Genomic DNA, 19,452 nt, shown 5'->3' with positions numbered 1-19,452 from the left:
GCGCCGCCTTACAAATCAAACGCAGCGGAGAATGTTACGGTCCGCGGCTGCGAGAGCATGAGCCCCGTGCGGCTCCCGTACCAGTAGTTCCGGTCGAACAGGTTGTAGCACATGAGGTTGAGCGTCACCGGCACGCGGTTCCACTGCGTCCGATAGCCCACGCCCAAATCAAAGACGGTATTGGACGGCACATCGAACATCTTCGTCTTGTTCGTGTTGACCGTGTTGGCCTTGCCCGTGAACACCATGCGGCCGAGAATCGACCACTGCTTGTCGGGCCGGTACTCAAGCGCGAGCACCCCGTTCCACTTCGGCGTGCCGTAGGCGGACGCGCCTTCAAAGATGCCGCGGTCGGTCTTCATCTGGTGGCTGTTCACATACTCAATGCCGCCGACCGCGTTCCACTTCTCCCCGATCTGCCCCGTATACGAGGCGCTGAACCCCATATAGCGCACCTGCCCGTCGCCGATGAACCGCTCCCGGCCCGGCGCGATGCTGATTGCGATGTTCTGCGCCTGCGTGATGCGGAACGCGCTGAATGTAAAGAGCGACGTTTCGGTTTTATATTTTAGGCCGATTTCGTTCTGCTTGAGTTTCGTCGCCGGCAGTATCGTCCCGCGATTGACGTACTGGTTGCCCACCACGCTCGGGCGCGTAAAGCCCTCCGTGTGGCTCGCATAGACGGCGATGTTCTCCGCCGGCGTGTAATTGAACCCCACCGTCGGGCAAACGGCGGAATCCGACAGCATGCGCTGCCCCGCCCCCGCCGTCACCTTGGCGTCGTGGTGCTGAATCCCCAAAAGAACGTTGAACTTCCCAATCTCAATGTTGTCGTTCAGCGAATAGCTCCTGATGTATTCGCGCTCCTTTTGCACCTTTGCGGGATGCGGCGCCGTGGAGTGCGATACGCGCCTGTCAAACGGCTCGTAGATGTTGCCGCCGCCGCGGTCGGTCGGAAAGCTGAGCGAGCTCTGCGGCCCGCGGGCGTCGAACCAGCTCTTATCAAACGCCAGCGACACATGGTGGATGAGCGCGCCGGCCTTCAGGTCGCCGCGCAGGCCGAGCTGCGCGTAGTAGGTCTTCCAATCCTGATAGTCCGTGTAGATGCGCGTGTCAAAATCGCCCGCATCGTTCTTAATCGTCCATCCGGCATAGCCGCTCCCGAGCGACCAGTGGAACCGATGGTCGGAGTACCCCGCGTTCAAAAATGCGCGCCATGCGCCGCCGAGTTTCTGCTCGTGGTTGAATGCCGCCATATAAATCTTTTCCCATTTGTACTGGCCGTCAAAATCGTAATTGTTGTAATGATCCGGGACCTTTGGCAGCGATGTGACGTTCGGCCCGAGCGAGAACCACCGCCCGCCGCCGTCAAGGTTCAGATAATACGTGCCGACGAATAAGTTGCTGCTGCCGCTGCGCCCGCGCCGGTCCAGATTGAGCGTGTAGCCGTATTCGTCCCTGTCCACGCCCGGAATCGATATCTCGCCCTTCGTCCGCAGGATGTTCAGCCGCGCGCCCCATGCGTCGCCCTTGCCGAAGCGCCACCCGACGTCAAGCTGCTCCGTCAGCGCGCCCCGTCCGGAAACGGCCTGCGTGTACCGCGTGACGGGAACCGCGCCGGCCGCCTTTGTCCGGAAATTGATGGTCGCCGGCGACGCGTTCCCTTGGTTGCCCGACGCGTAGGAGGCGCGGCTGCCGTTGAGCCCCATATTCGGCGACGTCGTCAGTTCAATCTGGTCGGCGAAGAACGTCGGCGTCGAGTACTGCCCCAGCAGGTTCGGCACGCCGTTGATGAGGATGTACGAGCCGTGGGTATAGACGCCGTGGACGAAGAAATGGCTGTGCGTAACGATGCTCCCGTTCCGAACGCTCGGATTCGTCAGCATGATGCTGACGAAATTGTTGGTCGGGTCGGCAAAGCGCGTAATCGTCTTCTCCGTGTAGTTCGTCTGGTCGAACGGTTCCTTCATGACATTCTGCCTGCCAAGCATGCCGACCGCGCCGCTGTCCGACTGAAATCCGCCCGGCAGCACCTGCGCCCTCTCTCCCCGCACATCGACGGGCGCGAGCGTATACTCCGGGATATCCTCCGCGCAGGCGTGCCGCTGTCCCCACAGCGGCGTCAAAAGAAGCGCCGCTGCGAGCGCGGCCGAAGATTTCCTCATGACAAAAGCCCCTTTCTAAACGACGGACGACATGCGTATTCCCCGAGAAAGGCCGGCGCCAAACATTGCTCAATAAATATCATTTATTTTTATATCATTTTTATATTAGGATTAGAATATCATCGGCGACGGTATCTGTCAAGATTTGCCGAAAATAAAAAAGCGCGGCGGCGGCCGCGTTATTTGAATCCGAACGAGTTCTCCGATCCCGCTTCTTTTCGTTAGCGCCCCTTTCTTCTAATGAGCTTCGCAGAGACTGTTTAACTTTTAATACTCCCCGTCGGAGTAGTTGATGTCCGGTCTCGCAATGACGGTATAGTCGGGAAAGAGGGCGGAGATCTCCTCGCGGATGGCTTTGAGGAGCGGACGGTAGTCATAGCCGAAGTGAAAGGTAACGTCGAAGAAGAGTTCCTTGCGGCCGTCGTAGAGGCAGATGCCGTGGAATCCGGCGATGGCTTCTTCCGCGGCGGCGTAACGCGCTAAGATGCCGCGCACCTTCTTGGTGTTCGGCGAGGCGAAGTCGACGGCGTAGAAGCCGACCGTAACGATGCAGTTAAATTCTTTTAGGATCTCCCGCTCGATTTGAAAGAGCACGGGATACGTGTCGCTCAAAGACCGGCTCCCGTCAAGTTCCACATGGATGGAACCCAGGTAATAATCGGGCCCGTAGTTGTTGAGCCGCAGATCGTGGGCGCCTAAAACATCGGGATAGGAGCGCACCTTATCGTAAATGGCTTTTGTGAGGTCGCTGTCGACGCGCTCTCCGAGGAGCGCAGAACCGGTTTCTTTCAGAATATCAAGGCCCGCTTTTATAACGGCGAGGGAAATCAGGCCGCCCGCATAGGCGTCGATGTTCAAGTCCCATAGGAAATAGGCCGCCGCGGACAGGAGCGTCACCGCCGATATGACGGCATCGCTTTTGGCGTCGATACCGGCGGCCTTGAGCGCGCCCGAGTGAACCGACTGCCCCACCCTGATTGTGTAATCGGCAAGGGACACTTTGGCGATGATCGTGACGACGACAATACCGATAAAGCCGGCAGAGTACGCGACCGGCGCGGGATGCAGAATGCCGTCCACAGACCTTGCGGCAGCGCCGAGACCGGCGGCAAGGACGATCGCTCCGATGATCAGGGCGGCGATGTACTCGAGGCGCCCATGACCGAAGGGGTGCTCCGCGTCGGGCATTTTACCGGCCATTTTTGTTCCCGCGATGGTGACCGCGGATGAAATAACATCGGATAGGTTGTTGAGGGCATCGGTGACCAGCGCGAGGGACCCGGCGAGGCTGCCGACGCCGGCTTTAACGGCGACGAGGAGGACGTTGGCGGCAATGCCGATATAGGATGTGCGCAGGATGCGCGCCTCGCGTGAGGCTGCGTCGAGTTTCACGTTCATAATAGGCCCTTCCTGTAGGCGGTTCAATTCAACTAAATCATTCTATCATAAAGCCGCGCGTTTCGCCACGGTTTAACGCCCCGCCCTCTCGTAGACTTTTCTCCGCGAAAATGCTATAATAACGACGGATTTTATGAGACGAACACGAAGAGGTGACATTTTGGATTTGGATTTTGGACAGGGCGGCCGCGTCGTCCCGGTCAATCTCGAACACGAGATGAAGAACTCCTACATCGACTACGCGATGAGCGTCATCGTGGCGCGCGCGCTGCCGGACGTGCGCGACGGGCTGAAGCCGGTGCACCGCCGCATCCTCTACGCGATGCAGGGCTCCGGCATGACGAGCACGAAGCCGTACAAGAAGTCGGCGCGTATCGTCGGCGAAGTGCTCGGTAAATATCACCCGCACGGCGACAGCTCGGTCTACGACGCCATCGTGCGCATGGCGCAGGATTTCTCCATGCGCTACATGCTCGCCGACGGGCACGGCAACTTCGGCTCGGTCGACGGCGACTCTGCGGCGGCGATGCGCTACACCGAAGTGCGCATGTCGAAAATCTCGGAGCTCATGCTGCGCGACATCGACAAGGAAACGGTCGACTTCACGGACAACTACGACGGCTCGGAGAAGGAACCGACCGTCCTGCCGGCAAAGTTCCCGCAGCTGCTCGTCAACGGCACGGCGGGCATCGCGGTCGGCATGGCGACGAACATCCCGCCGCACAACATGGTCGAGGTCATCAACGGCACGCTCATGCTCATCGACAACCCCGACACAACGGTCGAGGAACTGATGGGCGTCATCAAGGGCCCCGATTTCCCAACGGCGGGGCTCATCCTCGGCACGGAGGAGATCCGCAAGGCATATACCACGGGACGCGGCGTCATCAAGATGCGCGCGCGCGCCCACATCGAGACCATGAGTAACGGCAAGCCGCGCATCATCGTCACGGAGCTGCCGTATCAGGTCAACAAGGCGCGTCTGATTGAGAAAATCGCCGAGCTCGTCCGCGACAAGCAAATCGACGGCATCACGGATCTCCGCGACGAATCCGACCGCAGCGGCATGCGCATCGTCATCGAGCTGCGCCGCGACAGCGCGCCGAACGTCATCCTCAACCAGCTCTACAAGCACACGCAGCTCCAGGACAGCTTCGGCGTCATCATGCTCGCGCTCGTCGACGGCCAGCCCGTCATCATGAACCTGCGCTCGGTGCTCGGCCACTACATCAGTCATCAGGAGACGGTCATCACGCGGCGCACGCAGTACGAGCTCGCAAAGGCCGAGGCGCGCGCCCATATCCTCGAAGGCCTCACCATCGCGCTCGACCACCTCGACGCCGTGATTACGACTATCCGCGAGAGCCGCACCGCCGACATCGCGCGCACGGCGCTCATGGAGGACTTCAACCTCACGGAGAAACAGGCGCAGGCCATCCTCGACCTCCGTCTCCAGCGCCTCACGGGGCTCGAACGAGAGAAGATCGAGCAGGAGTATCAAGAGGTGCTCGCCGCCATCGAGGAGTTCAAGAGCATCCTCGCCGACCGCAGCAAGGTGCTCGCCATCATCAAGGACGAGCTCATCGAGGTGCGCGACAAGTACGGCGACGAGCGCCGCACGGAGATCACGTTCGACGCGAGCGAGATGGATATCACCGACCTCATCGCCGAAGAGGACGTCGTCGTCACGCTCACCATGAGCAACTACATCAAGCGCATCCCGCTCGACACCTACCGCCGGCAGCGGCGCGGCGGCGTCGGCGTGCGCGGCATGGGGACGAAGGAGACGGACATCGTCAGCGACCTGCTGATTACGACCACGCATCATGCGATTCTCTTCTTCACGAACCGCGGGCGCGCCTTCGTGCTCAAGGCCTACGAAATCCCCGAGAGCGGGCGCGCGGCAAAGGGCACGGCCATCGTCAACCTGCTCGCCGTCGAGGCGGACGAGCGCATCACCGCCGTCATCCAAGTGCGCGAGTTCAAGCCCGACCGGTTCCTCTTCCTCGGCACGCGCAAGGGCGTCGTGAAAAAGACCCCGCTCGCCGAGTTCGCGAATATCAGGAAGAGCGGCCTGCGCGCCGTCAACCTCGACGAGGACGACGAGCTCATCGGCGTGAAGTTCACCGACGGCGAGAACCGCATCATGCTCGGCACGCGCCTCGGCAAGGCGATCACCTTCCCCGAGAGCGGCGTGCGCTCGATGGGACGCGTCACGCGCGGCGTGCGTGGCATCACCCTCGCCGAGGGCGACGAGGTCGTCGCGATGGATGTCCTGAGGAGCGACTCGGAGGTGCTCACCGTCACCGAGGGCGGCTACGGCAAGCGTACGGCGGCGGACGAGTACCGCACGCAGACGCGCGGCGGCAAGGGCCTCATCAATATGAAGGTCACGGAGAAAACGGGTCCCGTCGTCGGCATCCGCGTCGTCCGCGGCAGCCAAGAGCTGATGCTCATCACGACCGAGGGCATCGTCATCCGCACGACCGTCGACGAGATTTCGCTCATCAGCCGCAACACGCAGGGCGTCAAGCTCATGACCATCGCAGAGAACGACCGCGTCGCATCGATGGCGACCATGAACATGACCGTCGATCCGCCGACGGAATAAGAAAATATCAAAAACCGCATAGAAAACGGAGCCGATGCGCAGCAAAAATGTGCGTCGGCTCCGTTCTTTATTATTTTTTGCTGCGCCTCAGTTTCCCCGTCCAAATCCGAACAGCGATTTGAGTTTGCCGCCGAGCCCGGAGGATTTTACGTTCGCTGCCGTCCCCTCCCCTGCGGCATCCGTATCGGGTACGTCGTCGTAGAGGTCGGAGTCCGCGGAGGGACGCGGCGGCGCGTCGTTGCGGCTCTCGGTGTCGTCATCGCCGAGATCGAAGCCCGCGCCGTAGTTCGGCGAGAACCCGGAGATGATCTCGATGCCGCAGTTCGGGCAGCGATGCGCGGCGGACGGGATGAATTTATTACATTTTGGGCAGAACATAGCGACCTCACTTTTTATTTTTTGACGAGTCGGGCGATGCTGATGATGCCGGAGACGGCACAGACGAAGGAGAATGCGGCGAACGCGATGGAGCCGGCCGTCGGCGTAACGATGAGCGGGTCGAGGAGACTGCGGAGCGGCACATCATGGGCGAATGAGATAAACTGTAGGATACCGAAGGATTCTGATATCGGGGAGAGCGCGAAGGGAACGGGAATGAGCGGGGCGAAGACGAAGACGGCCTCGTAGGGACTGCGTCCGAGCGTGCGCAGGCGGCGGATGACGAGCGGGAGTGCGGCGATGGGATAAAGCGCCAGGGCGATGGCAAATACGTGCATATGTGCGCCGAATGGCAGGATACCGAGCCCTATGAGGATAAAGAATATCGGGACGCTGACGAGATATAGGGCGGTCGGGATGATGACGCCCGCGGCAGCGAGGAGGAGCAGAGTTCGTGTGATGAACAGCCTGCGCTCGATACTGCCGTTCGTGGAAAAGAAGGCCGCGCGCTCGGGTGGGCGTTTATCAGAGATGGGCGGAGCCCCCCAGCGGTTCTCAGCGGGACTGCCTTTTTTGAAGAAGAGAAATGCGGCGTAGGCCGATAGGAGCGGAAGAGTGACCATAAATATGAGAAAGATGAGAAAAATCGAGCCGGTGAGAAATTCATTCATATCGGTTGTCAGGTCGAATCCGTCGATGTATCCGGTGGGATTGCCGCTGATAATCACCGACAAGGCAATGCCGATGCTCAGGAGGGACGAGATGAGCGTGAACCCAAGGATGATGAGCGAGCACGGGACAAGCGGCAGGGCGAGCCAGCCGCTGCAGTTCATATCGTGCAGGCGGCGAATGACGGCGGGGAGCGAGAGCGTCAACAGGGCGAGACAAACGGCGATACAGGCGATGAACCAAGCGCCGGTCATCATCGTCCAGAATGCGGCTGTCATATCACGGAAGAAAAATACCGCGATGTAGTAAATGAGAGGAATGGAGAGCACCTCTAGGAGCAGGAATATGAGGCCGGAGCCGCCGAATAGGATGCCGACAGTCAGTGCAAAATCACGCCGCGAGAGTCTGCCGCTGCGGGAAAGGAGATCAAGGGGGATATATTCTCCCTCCTTTGTGCACCTATTGTGATTGTCGCCCCGTTGTGCGTCGTGCGTGCCGGAGGCGGCGCACGCGGGGGGATTCTCTTTCCTGAAATCGGGCGTGTCGGCGGGGCCGAGCGGGTCGTGACCGAACCGGTTGTCGCCCTCCGTTCCCTTTGCAAATGTGAGATACAGGAAGAGGATGACATCGAGGCCCGGCACGAGCGTGAGTAATAAGAAATAACCAGACATATTGAGATCGTGCAGGCGGCGGATCTGGAGCATGGTGCCGGATACGAGATACAAAAGCGATACGAGAACCATCAGAGCAACGACGATCAATGTGACGGTTTTATACGCATCCGTCATATCGTATTGCATGTACGGTTCCAGCGTATCTAGAACCAATATGAGCAAGGCCAGCACCGCGCAGTAAAGTGCGAGGGCGGCCACCTGCCGCTTGAAATGACGCATGCGGTTGAGACGGCCGCGCCACACGAAGAAATGGGCGCGGAAGCCATGGTCGATCGGGTGCATGGAAATCCTTTCATTTACGGTATCATGAGCATATTAAAAGCTGTGCAGAGGAAAAGCAAGGAGGTGCCGCATGAGTTTGTTTCGTGCGGCACCCCCCGTTTCTATGATATTATTCTTTCGGCGCGGTATCTGTGCGTGCGTAGGGATTGTCGTCATGCTCCGGCACTGCGGGCGCATCCCCGCCGTAGACGTAGCCCGTCATATCGAGAGGATCGGAACCGTAGTCGTTGTCGCCCTCGGTCCCTTTTTTGAAGAGCAGGTAGAGCCCGAGGCCGATGTTGACGAACGGCACGAAATTCAGAAGGCAGAAGAAGCCCGACTGGTTGGTATCGTGCAGACGGCGGATCATCAGCATGTAGGCGGAAACAGTGAGCGGCAGGCAGAGGAGGAAGAACAGCCCGTATAGGCCGAACACTGTCGCCGTAAGCGCGTTCTCGTTTTGCACGGACTGCGGCTGACTGCCGGCGACGATTACGAAGAGGACAATGACGATGACATAGAGCGCGACGCCGATGCCGAACAGCGCGAGGTTGCGGAAGATGTAGCGTTTCCGATTGAGACGTCCTTCGTAGTTGAAGAAGTTCCCCTTGATCCCGGTGTCGATTGTGTACATGATAGTTCCTTTCTGTTGATACGATAAATACGGTTACGATTGTACCATAGAGACGTGTCGCAGTTCAATAGGATATCTATTGTCGGATGTCATTTTGGAGTAAACGGGCGATACTGACGATGCTGACGATACAGCAGAGGATGCTGAGCGCGGGGCCGGCAATGTCGCCGGCATGCGGCGCGGGCTACCTGCGGAGCAGCCGTACGATTCCGACGACGCTCGCGACGCCGCAGACGAATGCGAATGCGGCGACGGCGATGGAGCCGCTCGTCGGGGTGACGGTCAGCATGTCGAAGAGCACCTGCGGGTCGCCGCCATGGAGGAACGCATTGTCCTGCAGCAGCCCGAGCACGCGCGCAATGGGGACGCAGACGATGGGGTACGGCAGGAGCGCGGCGAAGACGAAGAACGCTTCGGCGCCGCTGCGCCCTATCGCCCGTAGGCGGCGCAGGACGAGCGGGAGCGCGCCGAGCGGCGCGAGGGTAATCAATAGGAGGCTGATATAGTCGTCCACGCCGTACGGGATGAGTTCGAGCCCCGTGGCAATCATGCCGAGCGGTGTGACGATGAGGGAATCTATCATCTTGCAGAGGGCGAGGGATGCGGCAACGGCGATGAGGCCGCGCAGGATGAAGGTGTCGCGGTCGATCGTGCCCGCGGCGGAAAGATATGCCGCGCCCAGGGAGAAGGGCGCGGCCGGTGCGGGGGGCGCGCCGTGGGCGTTCTCTCCAGGGGCGCCCTTTTTGAGGAACAGCCATCCGCCGTAGATGCATAGGAAGAGGACGATGACCGTGACGATGAGGCTGCCGACGACGAACATGCCGAGCACGACGGCGCCCTCCTCCGGAGAAGCGGCGCCGCGGCCGATGCGTGCGAACCCGATGAGGCCGCTGCTCATGAACGAGGCGCCGACGCCGAACACGATGATGCCGATGCTCGAGAGGGCAAGGGGCAGGATGAAGAACGCGCTGCGCCCGATGTCGTGCAGGCGGCGCAGTGCGGCAGGGATGCTGAGCAGCGGCAGGATGAAGAGGCCGCATAGGAGGGTGAGGCCAAATACGGAGATGCTGAGCACCCAGAATGCGGGCGTGCTCTCGCGGAGGAGTCCGGCGGAGAGGAGATAAATCGGCGCGAGCAGCAGGGCGTCTTCGAGCCATGTGATGAGCCCCCATAGGCCGATGAATGTGCCGATTATCATGGCAAAGCCGCCGCGGTCAAGCCTGCCGGTTCTCGTGAAGAACCGCAGCGGCGCAGCGTCCGCCATAGATGAGGCGCCTAACGCGGGCATCTCGTCCGCCGCATCCCCTGCGGGCGCAGCCGTATCAAAGGCGCCCGCAGCGGCAGGCGCCGGCAGGGGCGCCGTATCCGGCGCGAGCGCGGCGGCGCACGGGTCTGCGCCGTAGGCGTTCTCCCCCGCGGTTCCCTTCTTGCAGAAGAGATAGAGCATGAGCGCGGGCGTGAGGAACGGGATGAATTGGAGCAGGATATAGCAGCCCGACATCGACAGGTCGTGCAGGCGGCGTATCATGAGCATATTGCCCGAGACCGTGATGGGGATGAAGAGCAGCAGGAGGCCGCCGAGCGCCGCCGACATCTCCCCCGTGATCTCGAACTCGCCCGGCTCCGGATGAGTCGGATCAAACGCCTGGGCGGCGATGACCGCGACGATGGCGGCGCAGAGCGCGAGCGTGAGGACAAAGAGAAGGAGGGAGCGCAGGAGGTAGCGCCGCCGGTTGAGACGCCCCGCAAAGCGGAAGAAATTTTCCTTTATTCCGTGATCTGGTGTGTGCATAATCGTTCCTCTCGTTCATACGGCAGGGTGAAATCTCCGGTCATTGTAGCATGAATCGCTTGCCCAAATCAAATAGGGCATCCGACTCTTTTACGACGGGTGCCCTATTGTGTTCCCTATGCGAATTTTATACGACGTCCCCCTCGTCCTCGGCGGAGACGGCATTGCGCCCCTTTTCCTTCGAGAGGTAGAGCGCGCGGTCGGCGCGGTCGATGAGGGCGCGCAGGCGGTCCTTCGGCCCGTGCCATGTGGAGACGCCGAAACTCGTTGTGACGCCGCCGAGCGCCCCGGCGATCTTCCCGCGGAGATCTTCGCAGAACGCGGCCATCTCCGCGAGGTCGTAGTGCAGGGCGAGCAGAATGAACTCGTCGCCGCCGTAGCGGATGAACACATGGCGGCGGTCGATCTCCCCGCGTACGGTTTCGGCAATCTTTTTGAGGACGTTGTCGCCCTCGAGATGTCCCTTCGTATCGTTGACCGATTTGAAGCGATCGACGTCGAAGATGGCAAAGGAGAACCGGAAGCCGCGTTCGTCGGCCAGCCGAGAAAAGTCTTCGAAGGCCGTTTGGAGGTACTGCCGATTGTAACATCCCGTGAGATAGTCGTGTACGGCCTCCGCCTGCGTCTGTTCGAGCTCCTGTGAGAGCGCGGTATTCTCCCGGGCGATTTTGGCGTCGTTCAGCATCTGCTCGCGCATGAGGAAGAAGATGAACGGCAGGGTCGTGTAGACGGAGAATACGGTGGTTGCGAGCATGACGGCCGTGCGGTGGTACTCCCAATGGTACGCGTCGAGTCCGCCGAAGATGATGAACGAGGTGAGCGAGAGCGTCGCATAGCGGCATACGGGATGACGGTCCCAGTTCGAGCGGACGACGGTAAAGATGAGTATGAGGAAGCCGACGAGGAGCAGCGGATAGTAGATGAAGAGGAAGTTCATATAACCGCCCATCCCGACGAGTTCGGCGAGGGTCGCGAGGGCAAAGACGAGGCGGAAGAGGTTCCACATCGTCTGCACGTGTCTGATGAAGCGCGGCGAGACGATTTCGCGGATGATCGGGATGAGCGAGAGCGGGAGGACGTAGAGCATGATAAGGTGCACTTCCCACCACAGATGCGCCATGCCGAAAACGCGCGGGAAGAACGACGAGGTTCCCGAGGTCCAAAGGATGAAGCTTACGAGGAACAGGATCAGGTAGAGATTGGTTCGCCGCCGCAGATGTGTGTCGCGCCATATGAGGCCGACGATGAGGAGCGCGACGAGCGAGAACGCGACTGCGAGACTCGCGATGTAGATCGCGTCGGTCGCGCTGAGTTTGTTGATGAGCAGGCGCTCGTTCCCGAACTTCAGGTAGTCGATGCTGCCGAGCCAGTTCCGATAGCCCGAATGCAGCATGATCGTCAGACGTTTGCCCGCCGATGTGTTGTCAAGATATACATAGTGAAACGCGCGCCCGCGCGTGTCCATCAGCGACGCCCAATCGCCGTGCGTATAAACGAGGTCGTTGTCGACATAGACGTAAGCGTCCTGATTCGTCGTCGTAAAGAGCAAGTGATCCCCGACGAAGCGCGCCGAAGCCGGTATCTCGAACGAGAGATAGACGGTCGTCGCGCCTGCGGGCATCGGCGGCGGTATTGGGAAATCGTAGGGCTTCCAGTCGATATCGTCCGCATGGAAGCCGACGATATCCCCGTACGCAGGCTCCCCCTCGAGCACAAAGTATTCCGCTTCGATCGACGGATCGAGCGGCGTCTTCATCGACTGCCATGCGGCGACGACCATCAAGGTGAGCAGACCGATGCAGAGCAGCGTAATCCGGTTGCTTCGCAGGAATTTGATCATCTTGTTCACGCAGGCTTCCCCTTCCCTTTTGACTGCCGGAACATATTTTCCATAGCATACGGATACGTTAAGCGGCAATTTATTATAGCATACTTAAAATGAAAAAGTATAGGCGCTCCATGAAAAAGCGCCGCCTCCTTATCGAGGAAGGCGGCGCGGCCTGCGGGCGCTTTTCATTATACGTGAAAACAAGACAGATCAAGAGAGCCGAAACCTGTAAGCAGCTCTTTCACGCGGCGTTCGATCCCGTCCGCGCCGCCCGTCTCGTCCGACTCGATGTTGAGCGGCATATTCGGGTCGTGCAGGGACATGCGCAGGAGCGCCCAGCCGTTCGGGAAGACGATGCGCACGCCCTCGTAGGAGGGCGACGCGATCCGCAGACCCGCGGCCTCGGCGCGCGCCTCGAATGCCGCGAGAACAGTTGCGGCGTATGCTTTCGGGTCGTCCTCCCCGATGATCCCGATGCGGATCTCGCGCGCCTCCGCCGGGCGGCGCAGCGCGGCGATGAGATCGTCGAGGGTGCGCCCCTCCGCGCGCGCCTTGGCGGCGGCGATCAGGAGTTTGACCGCGAGATAGGCGCCGTCGTCGAGATAGTAGTTCTCCGAGAGCGCGCCGTGGCCGGAGGTCTCGATCGCGAGCGGCGAGATCTCCCCCGCCTCGTTGCGGCGGATGCACTCGTTGATGACGTTCTTATAGCCGCGCATATAGCGGAGATGCTTTAGCCCGAGGTCTTTCTCGAGGAAGTCGTGGAGCCCGTCGGAGGTGACGGAGTCGGTGACGATCGTACTGCCGGGATAGTCGGGCGCGAGGATGGCCGCCATCATGGCGATGAGGGCGTTGCGGCTGATGTCGGTGCCGTCCGCGAGCACGGCGCTCATGCGGTCGACGTCCGTGTCGAAGATGAGGCCGAGATCGGCGTCATTTTCAATGACGGCTTCCTTGATGGACAGCATGGCCGCGGGATCCTCGGGGTTCGGCACGTGGTTCGGGAAACGGCCGTCGGGGTCGAGACAGCGGCTGCCCGCGGTATCCGCACCGAGCGGCGTGAGGATCCGTCCCGCGAAGAAGCCGCCCGCGCCGTTGCCCGCGTCGACGACGATGCGCATGCCCGCAAGCGGCTGCTCTGCACCGCCGAGCGCCGCGCGGATTTTGTCGACGAGGTATTCGCTGTAACGTCCGATGAGGTCAAATTTCAGCACGTGGTCGAGCGTTCCGTGCGCCTCCTCCGCCTCCGATGCGTAAGTGAGGATCTTGACGATGTCGTCTTTGTCTGTGCCGCCCGCGGCGGTGAAGAATTTCAGCCCGTTGCGGTTATACGGGAGATGGCTCGCAGTGATCATGACGGAGCCGTCGGCCGCGGTGTCCTCGAAGATGGCCGCCATGAACATGGCGGGGGTCGAGGCGAGCACGCAGTCGATGCCGTGCGCGCCCGTGTGGGTGATGCCCGTGAGGACGCAGTCCTTGATGGCGAGCGCGGAGATGCGCGAGTCGTGCCCGACGGCGATGCGCAGTTCCTCGGGACGCTTGCCCGTCTTCTCCGAGAGGAAACGGATGAAGCCCGCGGCGATGCGGTTGGCTGCCTCGGGCGTCAGCGTCACGGGCTCGTTCGGGACGCCGGGCACGGCAACCCCGCGGATATCGCTGCCGTTGGCGAGTTTCATGAAGTCGGCGTGGGTGAGAGGCATAGCGTCGTCTCCTTCGTTAATGAAATGAGGTTCTTTCATGATGGCGTTTCATGCCGCTTGGCATTTGCCCTGCGAAAAAAGCGCGGCTTAAACGCTGCGGCACGTGCGGTACCGTGACCGAAGCGACATGGCGCGCTCAGTACCGTAACCTAAGTGATGCGCCAAGGAACGAGAAAAATCCAAAGGAGTCGTAGACAGCCCTACGTCGACCGCAGGATTTTTCGCAGTGACACAGCGAGGCGCAAATATCGCGCATCACACACCAAAGAACTCCGTTTCGGCTGCGATGCAGAGCGCATGATAGATCGGCAGATGATACTCCTGAATGACATACGTCTCGCTCGCGGGCGCCTTGATCACGATATCCGCGAGACCGTCCGCCGCGACGCGTCCGCCGGGGGTGCCCGTGAGGGCGATCGTCGTGAGGCCGAGTGCCCGTGCGATCTCGAACGCGTAGATGACGTTCTTCGAGTTGCCCGAGGTCGTGATGCCGAGCAGGACGTCCTCCGGTTTCCCGAGGCCGAGCACCTGCTGGGCAAACGTCAGATCGGGCGCTTGATCGTTCGAGAACGCCGTGCTGATCGCGAGCTGCGAGGGCAGCGAGACCGCGGGCAGCGCTCCCTGTAAGTTCTGCATGAAGTAATCGACCGCACGCGGATCCTTCGCGTCGCATGCCGCGTGCAGCTTGTCGAGCATCGCCTCGTCGAGATGGCGCGGCAGGAGGAAGCCCTTCATCAGTTCGCCGACGATGTGCTCCGCATCCGATGCGGAACCGCCGTTGCCGCAGACGATGAGTTTGCCTCCGCCGTGATAACAATCGCAGAGCGCCGTAATCGCGGCGCGGACATCCGCGGCACATACTTCGAGCGCGGGATAGCGCGCAGTCAGCGTATCGACGGCGGCATAGGCAGATTCTTTGGCCATGGTATCGCTCCTTTGTGACATGTTGTTTCCTTCCATTATGAACGATTATGATTCCTTTTTCAAGGGAAGAATCGGTGACGCGAGGCGAACGTTTCGCTTATGTTGCCGAACGCCGCCGCCCCTCTCCCTTTCATCATATCCTGCGCCGCGTTGAAACCGGTGTCTCGGCGTACGCTGCGGCATAAACCGGAAGGAGGACGTATGGAATTTCAGAAGTATTTATTGTAATTTATATTTATTTATAGGTATTTTATAGAATTATTTTTTATTTATTTACGGGAGGGATATTTTCAGGCGGACGAGAAAAATATAAGACCGCCGGACGAACGATCTTCGTACGGCGGTCATGTTTTACCGATGATTCTATGCGGTTATAATGTTTGGCGGCAGCGCTCCGGAGTGAAAACGAGTACGCGGGCGGCGAAGGGGCATTTTTCCTTCATCCGGTCGAATAAGGCGCCTTCTTTGAGGAACGCTGCGGTTCCCGTAAGCAGGAATCCCGTGCCGGGGCCGCGGTGTCCCTCGACCTCGCGTGTGCCGAGCGTGATTTCAACGTGCGGGTTCTCGTTGCTGTTCCGTTCCGTCTTATGCATGCCTGCCGCGGGGATGAGGATCCGCTCCTCCTCCGTGACGATGAGATAGCTGTTCCACGTGTTCGCGATATGCGCCTCCCCTTGCGCGGAGGCTGTGCCGATGGCGACGACGCCCTCGTATTTCAGGCAGTCGAAGAATTTGTCGGGAAGCATAAAAGAACTCCTTTGATACGGCGATCCGGATCAAGCCGCGCCCGCGGAGCGGCGCTGCCGAGGCAGGGGGTCACCGGTTCCGATAGCGGTCGGCGACGGCCCGGGGGCTGTCGTCCGCATCGGCACGTGTCGGCATCGGGGCCGAGGCTCCGGGTGGACGGATATCGGCGATCGGCGCGCGGGGCGCGGCCTGCTGCGGACGCGCGGCGCTGCGGTAAACGTTCTCCTCTTCCTTGCGTCCGCGGAAACGGTTCCATATCCAGCGGACGACCGTGAGGGCGACAAAGAGCAGCGCGATGTTCGCAAATACGCCGAGGAGGTCTGCGAGGAAACCGCTGCCGAGGCCGAACATGGAGGCGAGCATGGAACCGAGGAGCATGCCGCCCGCGAGGAACCCGATGCTGCGGAGGGCGTTGCCCCAGCCGGTGGCGCCGCGCCCGGGATTGGCCGCGCCTGCCGCTGCGCCCGGTTTGGCGGAGGCGGCGTTCGGCGCGTTCTTATCGAGCCGGTCGGCGCTCTTTGAGGGCGCATAGCCGGCCCCGTTGCCGGAGACGGACTTGCCGCCGCCGCTCTGCGCGGGGGCGGATTTCGGCGCCGCAGGCGCGGCGCGCCGCGGCGACATGCGCGCGCCGCCGCGTGCAGCCTCCGCCTCTGAAATGAATATGCCCGCGGTGAGGTCGGGGGCGATGGTCGGCGCCGCACCGAAGGCGAAGGAGGCGATGATTGCGGCGGCGAAGAGTTTCTTGAAGTTCATTTATGTTCTCCTTTGATTTTATGTTGTGGGGGGCTCAGGGCATGTTTTACGCCACTTATCGCAAACGGCGTGCGCGATGCATATGTGCTCTATGGACAGGGCGCCGCACCACCCGGCGGAAAATCATGCGCCGGGCGGTTCCGCGGCTGGGCGGCACGTCCTTTTTGCAGAACGTGTCGGCGCACGCCGCCCCCGCGGGGAGGCGATTCACGGACGTATCAACATGCCCTTCGCCTTGCTGCCGTAACATAAGTGACGCGGAAGTTTTGATGCATAGCAAGGAACGAGGAAATACAAGGGAGGCGTGGCAGCGCCACGTTGACCGCGGTATTTTTCACAGTGACGACGCTAGGCGCGAAAATCCCGCATCACTCTCTAAAAGATTTGATATCCTCGGGAAACGCATAGATCTCCCCCACGGTATCGAGTTCTCCCGAGAGGTAACGGTCGATGTCGTCGACGTCGATGTAGAGCTTGCAGTCGATGTCGAGATAGCCCTGCTCGCGCCCGTCGGAGAGGTCGCGGATCGCCATGAGTTTCTCGCGGAGTTTCAGCAGATCGCTGCGCGTCGCGTGTACGTCGAGACGGATCTGCGGGACGCCGTATTCCTTCAGAACTTCTTCCATTGTCATACGCTGTGACATAGTAATTTTCCTTTCATCTTAATGAAATTCAATCTATCATACAGGCCTGAAATCAGGATGAAATTGTGCCGGGGTCAACCTTTTCATCCGCCGCGCGCCCCCGGCTGAGGGCGAAGAGCGCGGCTTCGAGGGCGCGCTTTTTGTGCAGATAGGATTCGTAGTCGAGGTCGCCCGCCGCGGCGCGCATGCGCAGGTCAAGGCTCCGCACGGCGGCTTTAAGGCGCGCGGCGGCCTCTGCCGTATCTCTCATAGCGATCCGATCCGCCTTTCCTTGACATTCGTTGACCGAAGTGTCCATATTCTACCAGTTCGGAGAGAAATTGTCCACACAGAGGCGCTGTGCTATAATAAAATCAAACGACAGATGGAGAAGGAGTGTCTTTTGAAGAAAACATTCTACGAAAATACATGGGAGAACACGCTCGCGCTCATCAATGCGCTGCGCAGACAGAACCGCCGGCTGGTGCTCGCACGCTCGCTTGTGTTCCCGCTGATGGCGGCGCTGCTGATCCACGGCTATGACCGCCGGCTGCCCGGCGAGATGCTGCTCGGACTGTTTTTGCTGATCCTCTTTGCGATTCTTGTGGTCCGGCATGCGCGGCTCGAACGGCACAGGCGGTTCATGCGGGCGTATCTCGGCGTCGTGGCGGCCTATCTCGCGCGGTTCACGGGCGATTGGAAAAATGAGCCTGTGACGGGCGCGCAGTACCGCAAGGAAAAGCGCCCGCCCGATCGCGATCTGCATATCTTCGGCACGGCGTCGCTCTATCAGTATCTTTGCTGCGCGCGGACAAAGGCGGGGCGCGATCGCCTCGCACGGGCGCTTTCGGCGGCGCCGCGGGATCTCCTCAAGACGAAGCGGCGCCAAGCGGCGGTGCGGGAGCTGCTCTCCCATCCCCTGCTCTGCCTCGAGCTGGCGGCGCGCGGGGCGCGTCTGCCGGACGGACACGATACGAGAGATCTCGTGCGGGAGCTGGCGGAGCCGCCGGCGATCTCGCCGCGTCTCTACTTCACGGCGGGGACGCTCTTTTCGCTTGCGGGGCTGGGATCGTTCCTATGGGCGGCCTTTGGCGGCGGCTCATGGGCGCCGGCGCTCGCGATATGGTCCGTCAATACGGCGCTTGCGCTCGCGGTTTATCCGCGGACGCAGCGCGTGCTCGCGCCGCTCGGCCGCATGGCGCAGGAACTGCGGCTCTACGGGAATATCTTTCGTGCGCTCGAGCGCGCCCCCCTGCGCGGCGACGCTCTGCGCGGGATCCTTGCGCCGCTCTTTGTCCCCCTGCGTGCGACGCGGGCGCAGGGCCGCTTGACACGCCTCGCGGACTGTGTGGCGATGCGGCGGAACTTCGTGTTCTTTATCCTCGCAAATGCGCTCTTCCTTTGGGATTTCCACTGCCGCGCGTATTTTGCGCTCTGGCGCCGGCGGGCGGGCGCGGCGGCGGGCGCCTGGCTCGACGTTTGGGCGGAGATGGAGCTGCTGCTTTCGCTCGCGATGATCGGGCATACGCGCGAGGTTTATACGTTCCCGCGGTTCCTCGACGAGCCCGCGCCGCGTCTCACGGCCGAGGGCGCGATGCCGCTGGTGCTGACGGAGGAGGCGGGGACGCCGAATGACGCGAACCTCACGGCGGGCACGCTCGTGATCACGGGATCGAATATGTCCGGAAAGACAACGTATATGCGCGTGCTGGGCTCCAATACGGTGCTTGCATACGCCGGCGCGCCTGTGTGCGCGCGGTCGTTTGCGCTGACGCCGATGGCGGTCTACACGTCGATACAGATTCACGACGATCTCGCGGGCGGGATTTCGACGTTCTATGCGGAGCTCCTGCGTATCAAGAAAATGATGGCGTACAGCCGCAAGGGGCGGCCGATGCTCATCCTGATTGACGAAATCTTCCGCGGGACGAACTCCGCCGACCGTATCGTCGGTGCGCGCGAGGCGATCCGGTATCTGACGCTGCCGCATGCGATCACGATTGTGACGACGCACGACTTCGAGCTGTGCGATCTTGGCCGCGAGGGAATTCCCATCGCAAACGCGCACTTTGAGGAGCATTACGAGGGAGATAAGATTCTCTTTGATTTCAAGATACGCGAGGGGCGGTGTAGGACGACGAACGCACAGTATTTGCTGCGCATGGCGGGGATCATCGACGAGGGGCGCTTGCGCGCCGCGCCGACGCATAGCGAGCCGTAATAAAACGGAGGTCCGCCGGCGTTCCGTGAGGAAATCCGTCGATTCGGCTGACAGATCGCCGGCGGCGGCGCGTGCGA

At 61.0% G+C, this 19,452-nt stretch carries 15 protein-coding genes; 2 read left to right on the top strand and 13 right to left on the bottom strand.

Features of this window, described 5'->3' with window-relative positions; all coding sequences use genetic code 11:
* Nucleotides 1-8: 8 nt before the first annotated feature.
* Both HMPREF9161_RS06120 and HMPREF9161_RS06115 read right to left on the bottom strand, forming a co-directional pair.
* Nucleotides 9-2,165: a TonB-dependent siderophore receptor gene (locus tag HMPREF9161_RS06120; protein ID WP_009728820.1), complete on the bottom strand. Its 2,157-nt coding sequence runs from the start codon at nt 2,163-2,165 to the stop codon at nt 9-11.
* Between the two features lie 267 nt (nt 2,166-2,432).
* Nucleotides 2,433-3,563, bottom strand: a complete 1,131-nt coding sequence (locus HMPREF9161_RS06115) for a cation diffusion facilitator family transporter (RefSeq protein ID WP_009728819.1) — start codon at nt 3,561-3,563, stop codon at nt 2,433-2,435.
* A 160-nt stretch (nt 3,564-3,723) separates the two neighbouring features.
* On the opposite strand from HMPREF9161_RS06115, the gene gyrA reads away from it, so the two are divergent.
* Nucleotides 3,724-6,174 (top strand): DNA gyrase subunit A, encoded by a 2,451-nt coding sequence (gene gyrA, locus HMPREF9161_RS06110; protein ID WP_009728818.1) that lies wholly within the window; start codon nt 3,724-3,726, stop codon nt 6,172-6,174.
* Nucleotides 6,175-6,261: 87 nt separating this feature from the next.
* On the opposite strand, the gene HMPREF9161_RS06105 is transcribed toward gyrA, so the two are convergent.
* The 11 genes from HMPREF9161_RS06105 to HMPREF9161_RS06055 form a co-directional block, all read right to left on the bottom strand.
* Complete coding sequence (locus tag HMPREF9161_RS06105) at nt 6,262-6,552, bottom strand: zinc ribbon domain-containing protein (protein ID WP_009728817.1); 291 nt, start codon at nt 6,550-6,552, stop codon at nt 6,262-6,264.
* Between the two features lie 14 nt (nt 6,553-6,566).
* Nucleotides 6,567-8,177, bottom strand: coding sequence for a DUF805 domain-containing protein (locus tag HMPREF9161_RS06100; RefSeq protein WP_009728816.1), 1,611 nt, complete (start codon nt 8,175-8,177; stop codon nt 6,567-6,569).
* Nucleotides 8,178-8,286: 109 nt separating this feature from the next.
* Nucleotides 8,287-8,790 carry a DUF805 domain-containing protein gene (locus tag HMPREF9161_RS06095; RefSeq protein ID WP_009728815.1) on the bottom strand — a complete coding sequence of 168 codons (504 nt, stop codon included), beginning with the start codon at nt 8,788-8,790 and terminating at the stop codon, nt 8,287-8,289.
* 184 nt (nt 8,791-8,974) lie between these two features.
* The gene (locus HMPREF9161_RS09650) at nt 8,975-10,582 is read right to left on the bottom strand and encodes a DUF805 domain-containing protein (protein ID WP_009728814.1); all 1,608 of its coding nucleotides are present in this window, start codon (nt 10,580-10,582) and stop codon (nt 8,975-8,977) included.
* A 127-nt stretch (nt 10,583-10,709) separates the two neighbouring features.
* Nucleotides 10,710-12,422, bottom strand: a complete 1,713-nt coding sequence (locus tag HMPREF9161_RS06085; RefSeq protein WP_369791788.1) for a diguanylate cyclase — start codon at nt 12,420-12,422, stop codon at nt 10,710-10,712.
* Between the two features lie 176 nt (nt 12,423-12,598).
* The gene (locus HMPREF9161_RS06080) at nt 12,599-14,107 is read right to left on the bottom strand and encodes a phosphomannomutase/phosphoglucomutase (RefSeq protein WP_009728812.1); all 1,509 of its coding nucleotides are present in this window, start codon (nt 14,105-14,107) and stop codon (nt 12,599-12,601) included.
* 255 nt (nt 14,108-14,362) lie between these two features.
* Nucleotides 14,363-15,031: an SIS domain-containing protein gene (locus tag HMPREF9161_RS06075; RefSeq protein ID WP_009728811.1), complete on the bottom strand. Its 669-nt coding sequence runs from the start codon at nt 15,029-15,031 to the stop codon at nt 14,363-14,365.
* A gap of 371 nt (nt 15,032-15,402) precedes the next feature.
* A complete protein-coding gene (locus HMPREF9161_RS06070) occupies nt 15,403-15,777 on the bottom strand; it encodes a pyridoxamine 5'-phosphate oxidase family protein (RefSeq protein WP_009728810.1) in 375 nt (124 codons plus the stop codon).
* 70 nt (nt 15,778-15,847) lie between these two features.
* A complete protein-coding gene (locus tag HMPREF9161_RS06065) occupies nt 15,848-16,531 on the bottom strand; it encodes a hypothetical protein (RefSeq protein ID WP_009728809.1) in 684 nt (227 codons plus the stop codon).
* A gap of 368 nt (nt 16,532-16,899) precedes the next feature.
* On the bottom strand, nt 16,900-17,175 hold the full coding sequence (locus HMPREF9161_RS06060) for a hypothetical protein (protein WP_009728808.1): 276 nt from the start codon (nt 17,173-17,175) through the stop codon (nt 16,900-16,902).
* Nucleotides 17,176-17,227: 52 nt separating this feature from the next.
* On the bottom strand, nt 17,228-17,425 hold the full coding sequence (locus HMPREF9161_RS06055; protein ID WP_009728807.1) for a hypothetical protein: 198 nt from the start codon (nt 17,423-17,425) through the stop codon (nt 17,228-17,230).
* A 132-nt stretch (nt 17,426-17,557) separates the two neighbouring features.
* Between HMPREF9161_RS06055 and HMPREF9161_RS06050 the strand changes: the two genes are divergently transcribed.
* On the top strand, nt 17,558-19,375 hold the full coding sequence (locus HMPREF9161_RS06050) for a hypothetical protein (RefSeq protein ID WP_009728806.1): 1,818 nt from the start codon (nt 17,558-17,560) through the stop codon (nt 19,373-19,375).
* Nucleotides 19,376-19,452 lie beyond the last annotated feature (77 nt).

The sequence above is a fragment of the Selenomonas sp. F0473 genome (genome assembly GCF_000315545.1).
GTDB lineage: Bacteria > Bacillota > Negativicutes > Selenomonadales > Selenomonadaceae > Centipeda.
The sequence above is the reverse complement of the archived record's forward strand: the minus strand, read 5'-3'. Positions and strand labels throughout refer to the sequence as shown.

Excerpts from the sequence above, each read along its gene's own strand:
- HMPREF9161_RS06115 (WP_009728819.1), bottom strand. The coding sequence starts at position 3,563 with ATGAACGTGAAACTCGACGCAGCCTCACGCGAGGCGCGCATCCTGCGC.
- HMPREF9161_RS06060 (WP_009728808.1), bottom strand. The coding sequence starts at position 17,175 with ATGTCACAGCGTATGACAATGGAAGAAGTTCTGAAGGAATACGGCGTC.
- HMPREF9161_RS06065 (WP_009728809.1), bottom strand. The coding sequence starts at position 16,531 with ATGAACTTCAAGAAACTCTTCGCCGCCGCAATCATCGCCTCCTTCGCC.
- HMPREF9161_RS06070 (WP_009728810.1), bottom strand. The coding sequence starts at position 15,777 with ATGCTTCCCGACAAATTCTTCGACTGCCTGAAATACGAGGGCGTCGTC.
- HMPREF9161_RS06075 (WP_009728811.1), bottom strand. The coding sequence starts at position 15,031 with ATGGCCAAAGAATCTGCCTATGCCGCCGTCGATACGCTGACTGCGCGC.
- HMPREF9161_RS06120 (WP_009728820.1), bottom strand. The coding sequence starts at position 2,165 with ATGAGGAAATCTTCGGCCGCGCTCGCAGCGGCGCTTCTTTTGACGCCG.
- HMPREF9161_RS06105 (WP_009728817.1), bottom strand. The coding sequence starts at position 6,552 with ATGTTCTGCCCAAAATGTAATAAATTCATCCCGTCCGCCGCGCATCGC.
- HMPREF9161_RS09650 (WP_009728814.1), bottom strand. The coding sequence starts at position 10,582 with ATGCACACACCAGATCACGGAATAAAGGAAAATTTCTTCCGCTTTGCG.
- HMPREF9161_RS06085 (WP_369791788.1), bottom strand. The coding sequence starts at position 12,422 with ATGATCAAATTCCTGCGAAGCAACCGGATTACGCTGCTCTGCATCGGT.
- HMPREF9161_RS06095 (WP_009728815.1), bottom strand. The coding sequence starts at position 8,790 with ATGTACACAATCGACACCGGGATCAAGGGGAACTTCTTCAACTACGAA.
- HMPREF9161_RS06100 (WP_009728816.1), bottom strand. The coding sequence starts at position 8,177 with ATGCACCCGATCGACCATGGCTTCCGCGCCCATTTCTTCGTGTGGCGC.
- HMPREF9161_RS06055 (WP_009728807.1), bottom strand. The coding sequence starts at position 17,425 with ATGAGAGATACGGCAGAGGCCGCCGCGCGCCTTAAAGCCGCCGTGCGG.
- HMPREF9161_RS06080 (WP_009728812.1), bottom strand. The coding sequence starts at position 14,107 with ATGCCTCTCACCCACGCCGACTTCATGAAACTCGCCAACGGCAGCGAT.